The sequence below is a fragment of the Frateuria sp. sgz306004 genome (genome assembly GCF_057750885.1).
Window position 1 is genome coordinate 1 of the sequence record NZ_JBYLFE010000001.1, and the last position, 12,494, is coordinate 12,494.

General features: G+C 60.5%; 13 protein-coding genes and 1 tRNA gene. 12 read left to right on the forward strand and 2 right to left on the reverse strand.

Translation table 11 applies throughout. The features are described from left to right. The first annotated feature begins 305 nt into the window (after positions 1 to 305). From AC3G2C_RS00005 to AC3G2C_RS00025, 5 genes are all read left to right on the forward strand, one after another. Complete coding sequence (locus AC3G2C_RS00005) at positions 306 to 458, forward strand: type II toxin-antitoxin system HicA family toxin (RefSeq protein ID WP_488383197.1); 153 nt, start codon at positions 306 to 308, stop codon at positions 456 to 458. Positions 459 to 510: 52 nt separating this feature from the next. Then, on the forward strand, positions 511 to 948 hold the full coding sequence (locus AC3G2C_RS00010) for a type II toxin-antitoxin system HicB family antitoxin (protein WP_488382561.1): 438 nt from the start codon (positions 511 to 513) through the stop codon (positions 946 to 948). 188 nt (positions 949 to 1,136) lie between these two features. Then, a complete protein-coding gene (locus tag AC3G2C_RS00015) occupies positions 1,137 to 1,550 on the forward strand; it encodes a hypothetical protein (protein ID WP_488382562.1) in 414 nt (137 codons plus the stop codon). A 428-nt stretch (positions 1,551 to 1,978) separates the two neighbouring features. Continuing rightward, complete coding sequence (locus AC3G2C_RS00020; protein WP_488382563.1) at positions 1,979 to 2,728, forward strand: DUF2971 domain-containing protein; 750 nt, start codon at positions 1,979 to 1,981, stop codon at positions 2,726 to 2,728. A gap of 1,053 nt (positions 2,729 to 3,781) precedes the next feature. Then, positions 3,782 to 3,988 carry a hypothetical protein gene (locus tag AC3G2C_RS00025; RefSeq protein WP_488382564.1) on the forward strand — a complete coding sequence of 69 codons (207 nt, stop codon included), beginning with the start codon at positions 3,782 to 3,784 and terminating at the stop codon, positions 3,986 to 3,988. Here the strand turns inward: AC3G2C_RS00025 and AC3G2C_RS00030 are convergent. Continuing rightward, positions 3,983 to 4,531, reverse strand: a complete 549-nt coding sequence (locus AC3G2C_RS00030) for a GspH/FimT family pseudopilin (RefSeq protein WP_488382565.1) — start codon at positions 4,529 to 4,531, stop codon at positions 3,983 to 3,985. The genes AC3G2C_RS00025 and AC3G2C_RS00030 overlap by 6 nt on opposite strands. 151 nt (positions 4,532 to 4,682) lie before the next feature. Here AC3G2C_RS00030 and uvrB point away from each other — a divergent pair, with 151 nt between their 5' ends. The 3 genes from uvrB (at position 4,683) to AC3G2C_RS00045 (ending at position 7,373) form a co-directional block, all read left to right on the forward strand. Next, positions 4,683 to 6,704 (forward strand): excinuclease ABC subunit UvrB, encoded by a 2,022-nt coding sequence (gene uvrB, locus AC3G2C_RS00035; RefSeq protein ID WP_488382566.1) that lies wholly within the window; start codon positions 4,683 to 4,685, stop codon positions 6,702 to 6,704. 83 nt (positions 6,705 to 6,787) lie between these two features. Beyond that, positions 6,788 to 6,862: transfer RNA gene (locus tag AC3G2C_RS00040), tRNA-Val, on the forward strand. A gap of 64 nt (positions 6,863 to 6,926) precedes the next feature. Beyond that, entirely contained in the window at positions 6,927 to 7,373 is a 447-nt protein-coding gene (locus AC3G2C_RS00045; RefSeq protein WP_488382567.1) for a CopD family protein, read from the forward strand. A gap of 16 nt (positions 7,374 to 7,389) precedes the next feature. Here the strand turns inward: AC3G2C_RS00045 and AC3G2C_RS00050 are convergent, their stop codons facing one another. Continuing rightward, positions 7,390 to 8,403, reverse strand: a complete 1,014-nt coding sequence (locus AC3G2C_RS00050) for an NAD-dependent epimerase (RefSeq protein WP_488382568.1) — start codon at positions 8,401 to 8,403, stop codon at positions 7,390 to 7,392. A 379-nt stretch (positions 8,404 to 8,782) separates the two neighbouring features. Here AC3G2C_RS00050 and thrS point away from each other — a divergent pair, with 379 nt between their 5' ends. The 4 genes from thrS (at position 8,783) to rplT (ending at position 12,290) form a co-directional block, all read left to right on the forward strand. Next, positions 8,783 to 10,684, forward strand: coding sequence for a threonine--tRNA ligase (gene thrS / locus AC3G2C_RS00055; RefSeq protein ID WP_488382569.1), 1,902 nt, complete (start codon positions 8,783 to 8,785; stop codon positions 10,682 to 10,684). Positions 10,685 to 10,729: 45 nt separating this feature from the next. Beyond that, positions 10,730 to 11,254: a translation initiation factor IF-3 gene (gene infC, locus AC3G2C_RS00060; RefSeq protein ID WP_488383198.1), complete on the forward strand. Its 525-nt coding sequence runs from the start codon at positions 10,730 to 10,732 to the stop codon at positions 11,252 to 11,254. Positions 11,255 to 11,716: 462 nt separating this feature from the next. Beyond that, positions 11,717 to 11,914, forward strand: a complete 198-nt coding sequence (rpmI, locus tag AC3G2C_RS00065) for a 50S ribosomal protein L35 (protein ID WP_038615747.1) — start codon at positions 11,717 to 11,719, stop codon at positions 11,912 to 11,914. Between the two features lie 16 nt (positions 11,915 to 11,930). Further along, entirely contained in the window at positions 11,931 to 12,290 is a 360-nt protein-coding gene (gene rplT / locus AC3G2C_RS00070) for a 50S ribosomal protein L20 (protein ID WP_017463630.1), read from the forward strand. Positions 12,291 to 12,494: the final 204 nt, after the last annotated feature.

A 12,494-nucleotide genomic window follows, 5' to 3' on the forward strand; every position in this document is an offset into this window, starting at 1 on the left:
CGACTTCCGCCGTGCCGTCCAGCGTTTGATCTCTTCGTCCATCACGATGCTCATGGGTGTCTCCGTCTAAACGTAACACCTGAGCAGGAAATCACTGGGTCATTACAACCAGACCTACGGGCGGGGCTGGCCTGACAACCGGATCAATCTGCCTGGGCTGCTGGCGCTCGCGAATACCTGGAGCGCTCGCGGGGGCGAGTACTAATGGGGTGTTCGACACCAAGACTTGGAGGCGGCAACATAAGTGTTGTAAACAACAGTTATGTTGCTGCAATGGGTGTGCCGGGCACCACGGCATGGAAGCGATGAAGTGCAGCGAATTTATCAGGTGGCTTAGGGCTCAAGGAGTGGTCTTTGAACGGCGGCGCGGAAGCCATCAGTTCGTGAGATACAACGGGAAAACCACCGTTGTTCCCAAACACGGCTCCAAAGAGATGCCGGGGCCGCTTAGAAAGTAAATCATCAAAGACCTTGGCCGTTAGCGGGCCGGAGTGCTTTTAGGAGGAAACCATGCGGTACGCGGTGAAATTGGTGGAGGCAGACGGCGCCTTTGTGGCGACTTGCCGAGACCTGCCCAGCTTCCACAGCGTTGGTGATTCGGTAGAGGAAGCTTTGCGCGAGTCAGTGGATGCCTTGGCCCTATCGCTCCAGGGCTATATGGACGAACGCGCGCCGATCCCAGTGGCCACGGACAAGAAGCGCGGCGAGCACTGGGTGACCTTGCCCGCGCTGGACGTGGCGAAGGTAGGGCTTTACCAGGCGATGATGGCCAAGGGTCTGCGTAAGTCCGATCTGGTGCGCTTGCTCGGCGTCCATGGTCCGCAGGTTGATCGCCTTCTTGACCTGGCGTACAAGTCGAAGCTGGAGCAGGTAGAGGATGCACTGGGCCGGCTTGGTTACCGGGTGCAGGTGACCGTTGAGCCGAAGCCCGCCAAGCGCGCAGTGTAGGGCTTTGAGGTAAATACGTCGGCTCAGCGATGTTTCTCGTGTGCCCGATGGATTTCGCACAAAGAAAGGTGGCAACGTCGTGCAAAAGGAGGTGAGCTGGGTGCTTGCCTAAGGTCCGCTACCGACCCACAGCGGACCCTTAGGATGCCCCGTAGTATGGACCGAAGATCCGTGATGGGAGACGCCTAATGCTACGGAAGGCCATCTTGTTGTGCGTGCTCGCCCTGATGCCGATGATCTGTTTCTCGGCCGATGAACCTCAGGCCGTCAGCGCCTTCTTTCAGGTTTGTATACGGGATCCATTCCGATACGAGTTCACTTTCGTGAGGGGCATTGACGGAATCATGGGCACCATCCGCAGGAATGGGCGTGTGGTGAATTACGAGATCAGCCGCTACCCAGGACCCGACAAATTTGAGGGTGACGCCAAGAAGTGGACAGCCGCTGGAGCGAAGGAACTGCCATCAACTATGTCGCTCGTCACCGAATACGGCAGCTCAATGTCGTTCGCAGAGAGACTTTACGGCTTCACTTCGGGCACCTTCGACGCCGGGGAGCCCAACGTTCGATCACAAGCCAATCTGCGTCGTGTCGCAGTGTGATGAAGGATGGGAACTAACGTTCTTGCGTGGCAGCACAAACGCCGGCCCATTCCATTACACATCGTTTGATAAAGCCAAGCGGCATGCATTCCGCTACCTTGAAACTCGCGAGCACCGCATCACCGGCGGCCCAACCGGCCCAATAGTCAGCGCGTCGCCGACTGAGCAGCAGCTGCTTAACCGATCTGCCACTAGCACGCATCCCAGCCGGAAGCCAAAGTGCAGGAATTGGTGGAAGAAAGCTTGAAAGCCTGACCACCTTTTCTGGCAATAGTTGCCAGCAATTTAGGACTTATATGGAAATGAATAACTTTGGTAAGAGCGGGGACCCAAAGACCCTCTATCACTACTGCGACGCCGTCGCTTTTGAGTCAATAGCTCGCACTAACCAGCTATGGCTATGTCCATTCGTGTACTCGAATGACTCCATGGAAGGGCGCGCATGCCGTGATGTGCTGCTTTCCTTGGGACGCGATGCAAATTTGAATGAGAGTTCTCTAGCGCAGTTTATTAAGCAGATTGACGGTGTCAGCAAGGTATTGGAGTGCTACGGCGTCTCGCTATCTGAGGACGGCGACTTACTCAGCCAATGGCGTGGATATGCCGCTGATGGTGCGGGTTTCGCAATAGGCTTCGACCGTGGCCTTTTGAATCAGATGCCAGAAATGCGCAAACTTGAACATGGCAAACATCTGACTGGCATTGGCCCATCACTCGTAAAAGTGGCTTACGAGGCTCCCGAATCTACAGAGCGCCTACGCGGGCTCTTTGAGGCCGTCCTAAAACACATCCACACGTCGTTTCCGTTCAACTCGCTAAAGCGATTGACCATAGACCCAGCTAGGGACATGGCCGGTCAGGCGATAAATCAGTATCTACTACAGCACTGGAATCAGCTGTTTAGCATCAAGGTTGACGCGTTCAAAGAAGAGCGAGAATGGAGGCTGGCATTGACCGCGTTTCCTGACTCCGAGCTATATCAATACCGAGTCAGTCGAGGCATGTTGATTCCCTATCTCAAGTACAACATGCCAAGTGTGAGAGATGGGCTATGCCCAATCGCCCATGTGGTCATCGGCCCAAAGAACCCGACCCCTCCCGAGATCGTGCAAGCAATGCTCTCCAACTACGGCCACACGCGGTGCCTGGTAACGAAGTCAAAGGCCACCTACAGATAGCCACACCAGGTGCATCACAGCGCATCACTTCCAAGCAGCAAAACACGCAATGCGGCGCCCGTAGTGGCGCCGTTTTCGCATTTGCGTCACCTGCATCAAAAGTGGGGGGGAGAGGCGCGCAGGCGAGGAGGGGGGACGACCGCGCGCGCCAGGTGCAGACGGGCCTGGACTGATCAAGGATTGCCCCCCGAGGCCGCGCCTGCGTGCCTCCACGGGCAGGCAGAGGTGCGGGCACCCGACCTACCCGCGCGCCCGTGGCGCCCAATCTGAGCGACCTACGCGACCGAACCGGGCACTTGATCGCATCGCAACGGCCGCCAACATGCTCCCAGTCCAGGCCCCGCGCCTTACAAGTTCCTCATAGACCTCAACAAACTGCGCTACGTGATCCGTTGCGAGTGCCTTTCCTGGTGTATGCGGTATTCATTGCTGGTGTTCCCTTCGTTCCTTCGACAAAAGCCGGTCGCGCGTAGACGCCGGCGGCCGTGTCTCAGGCAAGCAATGGGCCAGATGGGTGAAATCCATGTAGTGTGGCCACTCCCGAGCAGGCGGGGTGCCCGTTCGTGGAAAATGTCCAATCGAGGCACGATAGAAAGCGGCCTGTCTGGCACGTTACGTGGAAAATGTTTTGACGTAACGCGTTGAATGCCAATGTTAAATGCGCTGACTGTTAATCAGGGGGTCGTTGGTTCGAGTCCAACTTCGGGCGCCATATTCAAGCAAAGGGCTAGCCGCAAGGTTGGCCCTTTGTTTTTGTGCATGACGGCCTCGTTTCGTGAAGCGCGGGTGATGTATTGGCGCCATCGCTAGCTTGCTCTGAGATGCCCCGGCCCGACGCGCGGCGAGAGTTCGTGCGCATGTTCGGGCGAAAGCGTGGGGCAGGCGATACACTCATGGTGTCGCTGCAAGGTCCTTATTACCGTGCGTCCGAACTTCATGCTCCTGGCATCGCTTTGGCTTGCCGGCTGCGTCAGCGGCGGCGACATTCAGCGCCATACGCCGACCTTCCATGCCGTAACGGCCAAAACTGATCGGCATTACGCGGAGTGTGTCTTGGCCAAGTGGTCGCGCACCTCGCCGGCGGCGCACCTGATGGAAATGGCCGACGGATTCCACATCATCGTGCCTAATGCGACGACAGGCGAGGAGGAGTTGCTGGTCGTGCGCAGTCGAGCGAATGGTGCAGAAGTGAGCCTATACGAGCGTATGACGCTGCTCGCCATGCGCGCCTACCGCGATGGTGCCAAAGCCTGCCTATAGCTTTCCATCGGCGCATCGCTGCGCCTGATCGTTTGTGGCTGATCCGGCGTAAGCGCGTCCTGCATTGGAAACGACGACGGTCAAGGCATCGCTCGCACGCCCCTTGCGGCAAAGCGTGAACGTGACGTTGCTTCCGCCGGCGCTGCCATCGACTTGGTAGCGGATACGTTGGCGACCCGCGGTACTGAGAATGGTGAGTCGCGGGTGGTGCGCATGTGTCACGTGCGGGCGGCCATCGATCTGATCCGGGTTGTCGCTGCGGTAGTGTCCAAGTAGCCACCCGCCTTCCCAATGCAACTCATCGGAGCAGCGCTGGCCATCTCGCGAAGGGCACAACATGGCGCGACGACCACTGAACACGGCCGTGCTTCGAGTGGTGTTGAGGGCGTGAATCAAGCTGCCCTGGGCCGCTTGAAGCTCGGCCCGGCTCAAGGCTCGTCCCAAAGGAGGCGCGGCCAGTAGCGCCAGAACGGCGATCACGGCCAGCACCAGAATCAGTTCGGGGAGGGTAAAGCCCCCTGGGTTGGCTCGTTTCCGCATCATGGCGTTGCCCCGACTGGACGAGAGGGTGAGCCTAGCCAGGGGTGCCGGTCGCCCGCATGGGCGCGGGGGCGCGAGGGGTGTCACTGCCTGCTGACAGGCCTTGTCAGCAGCGGCGATTTAAAATGTCCCGACACGACCGCATGTAGCTGCCATGACCGACCGCTTCCAGCTCGTATCTCCCTACAAGCCCTCCGGCGACCAGCCGGCCGCCATCAAGGCACTGAGTGACGGTTTCGAGGCCGGCTTGGCGTCGCAGACCCTGCTGGGCGTGACGGGCTCGGGCAAGACTTTCACCATTGCCAACGTGATCGAGAAGGTGCAGCGGCCGACCATTGTGCTGGCGCCCAACAAGACGCTCGCGGCCCAGCTGTACGGTGAGTTCAAGGAGTTCTTTCCGCACAACGCGGTGGAGTACTTCGTGAGCTATTACGATTACTACCAGCCCGAAGCTTACGTCGCGGCTTCCGATACCTATATCGAGAAAGACGCCTCGATCAACGACCACATCGAGCAGATGCGGCTGGCGGCGACGAAGGCACTGCTTTCGCGCAAGGACTCCCTGATCGTAGCCACCGTGTCGGCCATCTACGGCCTCGGTGACCCGGAGGATTACCTGTCCCTGCGCCTGATCCTGGCCAAGGGCGAGCATATCGACCAGCGTTCGCTGATCCGCCAACTGACCGAATTGCAGTACACGCGCAACGAGATGGAGTTGCGTCGCGGTACCTATCGCGTGCGCGGCGAGGTGATCGACGTGTTTCCCGCCGAATCAGAAACCGAGGCGCTGCGCATTGAGCTGTTCGACGGTGAGATCGAGAACATGGCGCTGTTCGATCCGTTGACGGGCGAAACAATTCGTAAAGTGCCGCGCTACACGGTGTATCCGCGTACGCACTATGCGAGCACCCGCGAAAGCGTGCTCAATGCCATCGAGACTATCAAGGTGGAGCTCAAGGAGCGACTGGAGCAGTTGTACAAGGACAACAAGCTGGTCGAGGCGCAGCGCCTGGATCAGCGCACGCGCTTCGACCTCGAGATGATGGCCGAAGTGGGTTATTGCCAGGGCATCGAGAACTACTCGCGCCACCTCACGCGCCGTGGTGCCGGCGAGCCGCCGCCGACGCTGTTCGACTACCTGCCGCCCGATGCGCTGCTGGTGGTGGACGAGTCGCACGTGACCATTCCGCAGCTCGGCGCCATGTACAAGGGCGATCGCTCGCGCAAGGAAACCCTGGTGGAGTTCGGCTTCCGTCTGCCCTCGGCCATGGATAACCGCCCGCTACGTTTCGAGGAGTGGGAGCAGCGCGCGCCGCGCTCCATCTTCGTGTCCGCCACACCGGCCAAGTACGAGCTGGAAAAGTCGCGGGATGCCATTGTGGAGTTGGTGGTGCGTCCCACCGGCCTGCTCGATCCCGAAGTGGAAGTGCGCCCCGTGCGCACCCAGGTGGACGACCTGCTGGGCGAAGTGCACAAGCGGGTGGCGATGGGCGACCGCGTGCTGGTCACCACGCTGACCAAGCGCATGGCGGAAAACCTCACCGAATACCTCGGCGAGCACGGCGTCAAAGTGCGCTACTTGCACTCGGATATCGAGACGGTGGAGCGCGTGGAGATCATCCGCGACCTGCGTCTGGGCGAGTTCGATGTGCTGGTGGGCATTAACCTGCTGCGCGAGGGCCTGGATATGCCCGAGGTATCGCTGGTGGCGATCTTGGATGCCGACAAGGAGGGCTTCCTGCGCTCCACCGGCTCGCTGATCCAGACCATTGGCCGTGCCGCCCGCAATTTGCGTGGCAAGGCCATTCTCTACGCCGATTCGATCACTCGTTCGATGCGGGCGGCGATGGACGAAACGGCCCGGCGCCGTGAGAAGCAGACGCATTACAACGAAATGCACGGCATCACCCCTCAGTCCGTGGTGCGCCGCATTGCGGACATCATGGAAGGTGCCCGCAGCGAAGGGGCGTCGCGCGGCCGTGGCAGGCGGGGCGAACGCTCGGCGGTGGTCGCGGAGAAGGCCGGTGACTATGCCGCACTCAGCGCCGATCAAGCCGCCACCATGATCAAGAAGCTGGAGGCGCAGATGTACAAGCACGCCGAGAACCTGGAATTCGAGGAGGCCGCCCGCTTGCGCGACCAGATCCATCAGCTGCGGGAGCGGGCCCAGGGCTGACTAGGTGACCTATGCAGGGTGGTTGTCGTGGCTGCCGGGCTCACGTATACTGCGCGGCTCGCACGGCATGCCGGGCGAGCTCCGGGCGGTTAGCTCAGCGGTAGAGCACTACCTTGACATGGTAGGGGTCACAAGTTCGATCCTTGTACCGCCCACCAATACCGATGAAACGGCGCGGCCTTTGGGTCGCGCCGTTTCTTTTTGCGCCGAAGGAGCACGCTTGTGACCTATCTGTGGATCAAAAGCTTTCACCTGCTGTTTGTCATCGCCTGGATGGCGACGGTGTTCTACCTGCCGCGCATCCTGGTTAACGTAGTGGAAGCGGGTGAAGACGCGGCGGTCAAGGCTCGGCTTCTACTGATGGGGCGCCGCCTGTACCGTTTTGGCCACAACATGTTCGGCCTGGCCTTTCTGCTGGGCCTGACCCTGTGGCAGGGCTGGCGCGTGTTTCCCGGTGTGCTGCCCAACTTTGGCGAGGCCCATTGGCTGCATGCCAAGCTCGCGCTAGTGGTGCTGCTGCTGGCCTATTTCATCTGGACCGGCCGCTTGCTCAAGCGGAGCGAGCAGGGTGGCGCGCTGCCTTCGGGCAAAGCGCTGCGCATCATGAATGAGTTGCCGGTATTCGTGCTGCTGGCGGTGATCTTCCTGGTGCTGGCCAAACCGTTCTAGTCACCGCTAAGCAGGCTCACGCCTCGCGCTGGTAATACTCGCGGTACCACGCCACGAAGCGCGCCACGCCGTCCTCGATGCTGGTGCTGGGCGCGTAGCCAACGTCGCGCCGCAAGGCCGACACATCGGCCCAGGTGTCGGGTACGTCGCCGGGCTGCATGGACAGCAGGCGTTTTTCCGCTGTGCGGCCAAGGTGCTGCTCCATCAGGTCGATAAAGCGCAGCAGCTGCACCGGCTGGTCGTTGCCGATGTTGTACACGCGATAGGGGGCGCTCGACGTGCCGGGGCTGGGGCGCAAGGCATCATGCGCCGGATCAGGACGGGCCGGATGGTCGAGCGTGCGGATCACGCCTTCCACGATGTCATCGATGTACGTGAAGTCACGGCTGTGGTGGCCGAAGTTGAACACGTCGATGGGCTCGCCTCGGCTGATGCGGTCGGCGAACAGCATGGGTGACATATCTGGGCGACCCCAGGGGCCATACACCGTGAAAAAGCGCAGGCCCGTGGTGGGCAGCTCATAGAGGTGGCTGTAGGTATGGGCCATCAACTCGTTGGCTTTCTTGCTGGCCGCGTACAGGCTCACCGGGTGATCCACCGCATCCTCGATGGCGAAGGGCATCTTGCGATTGGCGCCGTATACAGAACTGGACGAAGCGTAGACTAGGTGCTCAACCTTGCCGTGGCGACAGGCCTCCAGCACATTCACGAAGCCCACCAAGTTGCTCTGCACGTACGCCTGTGGGTTCTTGAGGGAGTAACGCACGCCGGCCTGCGCCGCCAGGTTCACCACACGCCGGGGCTGGAAATCGGCGAAGGCGCGATTCACGGCGTTGGCATCGGCCATATCGGCGCGTAGATGGGTGTAGTGCGGATGGTCGCCAAAGCGGGCGAGTCGGGCCTCCTTCAACGACGGATCGTAGTAGTCGTTGTGGTTGTCGATGCCGTAGACCTCGTCGCCGCGCGCCAAGAGGCGCTGGGCCAGGGCGGAGCCGATGAAGCCGGCCGTGCCGGTGACGAGTACGCGCATGAGAGGCTCTCCTGAAAAGCCGTTTATTGTATCGCTCGGGGTACTGAGACGATCAGTTGGGGCTGAATTGACAGCCGTGGGTGGGCTAAACTAGCGTTCTCCTACACATTCATGGACAACAAGGTGGCCCGCGCTTGAGCGCCGGTCGAGTGTGCGACATGGCAACTACCCCTCTTCAACGCTGAGCGACGCCACGCCTTGCATGTGTGAAGGGCGCTTGGCGCCTTTTTTTATGGTTTTTTTCCGGAGAGCCGGGTTAGTGCGGTTTTCGTCCCCCATGTCCGCCCGCGCGGGCATGGCGAACAGGCGGAACTGCGTTTTCGGACTCTAAAAAGCAATGGAGCACGCTCCCATGGAGTGGCTCGCATCAGGTGCAGACATGATTGAAATTACTCTACCCGACGGCAGCAAACGCCCCTTTGATCATCCGGTGACGGTGCAGGATGTCGCAGCCTCCATTGGCGCGGGTCTGGCCAAGGCCACCTTGGCTGGCAAGGTGGATGGCAAGCTGGTGGATGCCGGCTTCTCCATCGACCACGACGCCAACCTGGAAATCGTCACCGAGAAGAGCCCGGAAGCGCTGGAAATCCTGCGTCACTCCACGGCGCACTTGCTGGCGCAGGCGGTGCAGCGCCTTTACCCCGGCGCGCAGGTCACCATCGGTCCGGTGATCGACAACGGCTTCTATTACGACTTTGCCTACGAGCGCCCCTTCACGCCGGATGATCTGGTGAAGATCGAAGAGGAGATGCACAAGATCGTGAAGGAAGGCTTGCCCGTAACGCGCAGCGTGAAGTCGCGCGACGAGGCGGTGAATTTCTTCCGCGGCCTGGGCGAGGCCTACAAGGCTGAGATCATCGAGAGCATTCCTTCGAACGAAGAGCTTTCGCTCTACTCGCAGGGCGAGTTCACTGACCTTTGCCGCGGCCCGCACGTGCCCAACACGGGCAAGCTGCGCGCGTTCAAGCTCATGAAGGTGGCGGGTGCCTATTGGCGTGGCGATTCCAACAACGCCATGCTCACGCGCATCTACGGCACGGCCTGGTTGAACGACAAGGATCTCAAGGCTTACCTGCATCAGTTGGAGGAAGCGGAGAAGCGCGACCATCGCAAGATCGGCAAGGCGCTGGACCTCTTTCATCAGCAGGAAGAGGGCCCGGGCATGGTGTTCTGGCACCCTAAGGGCTGGGCTATCTGGCAGCAGGTGGAACAGCACATGCGCCGCGTGTATCGCAACAGCGGCTACCAGGAAGTGCGCTGCCCGCAGGTGTTGGATGTGTCGCTGTGGAAGAAGTCCGGCCACTGGGACAACTACCAGGAAAACATGTTCTTCACCGAGTCGGAGAAGCACACGTTTGCGCTCAAGCCGATGAATTGCCCGGGTCACGTGCAGATCTTCAACACCGACCTGCACAGCTACCGCGAGCTGCCGATCCGCTATGGCGAGTTCGGCGCCTGCCATCGCAACGAACCCTCGGGTGCTTTGCACGGCATCATGCGCGTGCGCGCCTTCACGCAGGACGATGGCCACATCTTCTGCACGGAAGAGCAGATCGAATCCGAAGTGACGGCGTTCCACCAGCAGGCCATGAAGGTCTATGACGACTTCGGCTTCGAGGACATCGCGCTCAAGATCGCTCTGCGCCCTGACAAGCGTATCGGCAGCGACGACGTATGGGATCGCGCCGAGAACGCGCTGCGCGCCGCCCTTGGCTCGGCGGGCGTGACCTGGGAGGAGCTGCCGGGCGAGGGCGCCTTCTATGGCCCCAAGATCGAGTACCACATGAAGGACTCCATCGGCCGCGCATGGCAGGTGGGCACCATGCAGGTGGACTTCATGATGCCCGAGCGCCTGGGTGCCGAGTACGTGGACGAGCATTCACAGCGTCGTCACCCGGTGATGCTGCATCGTGCCATTGTGGGGTCCATGGAGCGCTTCATCGGCATCCTGATCGAGCATCACGCCGGTCTGCTGCCGACCTGGCTGGCCCCGGTGCAGGCAGCTGTCTTCAGCATTACGGATGCCCAGGCCGACTACGTGCGCGAGGTGACGCAAGCCCTTGTGGACAAAGGTTTCCGCGTGCAGGCCGATTTGCGCAATGAGAAGGTCGGCTATAAAATCCGCGAACATACGTTGCAGAAAGTCCCTTACCTGCTGGTGGTCGGTGATCGCGAGAAGGAATCCGGGGCGGTTTCTGTGCGTACCCGTTCTGGCGAAGATCTGGGCAGCATCCCGCTGGCCGCCTTCGTGGAACGTCTGGAAGCCGAGACCCGCCGCTAAGCGTGCGGGCCGGCATAATCAAGAATTCTTCTGGAGGATAGTGGTATCGCTACCACCGACACTAAGGGCAATCGCCGTAACCACGAAATTCGCGTGCCGCGCGTTCGTGTCATCGGCCCTGATTCGGAACAGCTGGGCATTCTGACCCGCGACGAAGCGCTTTCCATGGCGCAAGAGGCCGGTCTGGACCTGGTCGAGATTCAGCCGAACGGCGATCCGCCGGTCTGCCGCATCATGGACTACGGCAAGTTCAAGTTCGAAGCCCAGAAGAAGGCGCAGGCCGCCAAGAAGAAGCAGAAGCAGGTCGAGATAAAGGAAGTGAAGTTCCGTCCGGTTACGGACGTGGGCGACTACCAGATCAAGCTGCGCAACATGCTTCGCTTCCTCGAGGAAGGCGACAAGGTCAAGGTCACCATCCGCTTCCGCGGGCGTGAAATGTCCCATCAGGACCTGGGCCAGAACCTGGCCAAGAAGATCCAGGAAGATGTGGGCGAGAACGGCGTGGTGGAGTCCTTCCCCCGCCTGGAAGGTCGCCAGATGGTCATGATGATCGGTCCGAAGAAGAAGTAACGCTTCGGGTACGGAAAAAGCGGCCCCGGGGTCGCTTTTTCTTTGTGGTCAAGCGTTTATCGGCATTTTGCGAGGCACCGGCTTCCTGGTCGAAGTCGGCGATGGCGCCAGTCTGCCGGCAGTGCGGCGAACGCCCGCCCTTTGGCAGGCCACCGGCCAGCTCTCCTTTTGTTGACCAGCGCCGAGACGTGCCATGCGTGGCGCGGAGTCCTCGTAAGGCCTTATCCCTGTTCGTAAAGTCGGTTCGGCCGGGAATGGTTTGAGCCGTCTGCGAGACCCGCCCAGTAGCTGGCTCGGAAGAGGGCTCCGGCGCTAGCAAAACCCTGATTCCCTCCGTATAATCGCCGGTTCGACCCACCAGGACGGGTCGTGCACCGATGCTGGCAGGACGGAAAGCGCAGTCGCCAGGCTGCCGCCAGATCAGTCAGAAACCGGGGTTTAGCCCCATCAAGGAGCATTTCCATGCCCAAGATCAAGACCAACCGGGCGGCCGCGAAGCGTTTTCGCAAGACCGCTTCGGGCAAGTTCAAGGCCGGTCACGCCTTCAAGTCGCACATCCTGACCAAGAAGTCGACCAAGCGTAAGCGCGGTCTGCGTGCGACCAACCACGTCAAGGCATGCGACACCAAGGGTGTAGCACGCATGTTGCCGTATCTCTAAGGCGGAGGACTGAACCATGGCTCGTGTTAAGCGTGGCGTTACCGCCCGTCGTCGTCACAAGAAGATCATTGGCCGCGCGAAGGGTTACTACAACGCCCGTCGCAAGGTCTTCCGCGTTGCTAACCAGGCCGTCATCAAGGCCGGTCAGTACGCCTACATCGGCCGCAAGCAGCGCAAGCGTCAGTTCCGCGCTCTGTGGATCGTGCGTATCAACGCTGCTGCCCGTCAGTTCGGTCTGTCCTACAGCCGCCTGATCAATGGCCTGGCCAAGGCCGGCATCACGGTCGACCGCAAGGTGCTGGCGGACATCGCCGTGCACGACATCAAGGCGTTTGGCGCGATCGCTGAAAAGGCGAAGGCCAGTCTGGCAGCGTAATTTGTGCGCTCATCCTTGATCGCGACGATCAGGAAGCGGCCATCCACGGCCGCACTCTTCAAAGGATGCGCGTAACGCTCGCGGGGAGGAGGCCTAAAGCCTCCTCCCCGTTTTTGTTTCTGGAGGGAAGCGGGAGTAGGGAATAGGGAACGGCAAGGCGGCTATCGACGCCAGGCTTTTCCCTATTCTCGATTCTCGATTCCC

Coding starts and splice junctions, on each gene's coding strand:
- AC3G2C_RS00005 (WP_488383197.1), top strand. CDS start 306: ATGAAGTGCAGCGAATTTATCAGGTGGCTTAGGGCTCAAGGAGTGGTC.
- AC3G2C_RS00010 (WP_488382561.1), top strand. CDS start 511: ATGCGGTACGCGGTGAAATTGGTGGAGGCAGACGGCGCCTTTGTGGCG.
- AC3G2C_RS00015 (WP_488382562.1), top strand. CDS start 1,137: ATGCTACGGAAGGCCATCTTGTTGTGCGTGCTCGCCCTGATGCCGATG.
- AC3G2C_RS00020 (WP_488382563.1), top strand. CDS start 1,979: ATGGAAGGGCGCGCATGCCGTGATGTGCTGCTTTCCTTGGGACGCGAT.
- AC3G2C_RS00030 (WP_488382565.1), bottom strand. CDS start 4,531: ATGATGCGGAAACGAGCCAACCCAGGGGGCTTTACCCTCCCCGAACTG.
- uvrB (WP_488382566.1), top strand. CDS start 4,683: ATGACCGACCGCTTCCAGCTCGTATCTCCCTACAAGCCCTCCGGCGAC.
- AC3G2C_RS00050 (WP_488382568.1), bottom strand. CDS start 8,403: ATGCGCGTACTCGTCACCGGCACGGCCGGCTTCATCGGCTCCGCCCTG.
- thrS (WP_488382569.1), top strand. CDS start 8,783: ATGATTGAAATTACTCTACCCGACGGCAGCAAACGCCCCTTTGATCAT.
- rpmI (WP_038615747.1), top strand. CDS start 11,717: ATGCCCAAGATCAAGACCAACCGGGCGGCCGCGAAGCGTTTTCGCAAG.
- rplT (WP_017463630.1), top strand. CDS start 11,931: ATGGCTCGTGTTAAGCGTGGCGTTACCGCCCGTCGTCGTCACAAGAAG.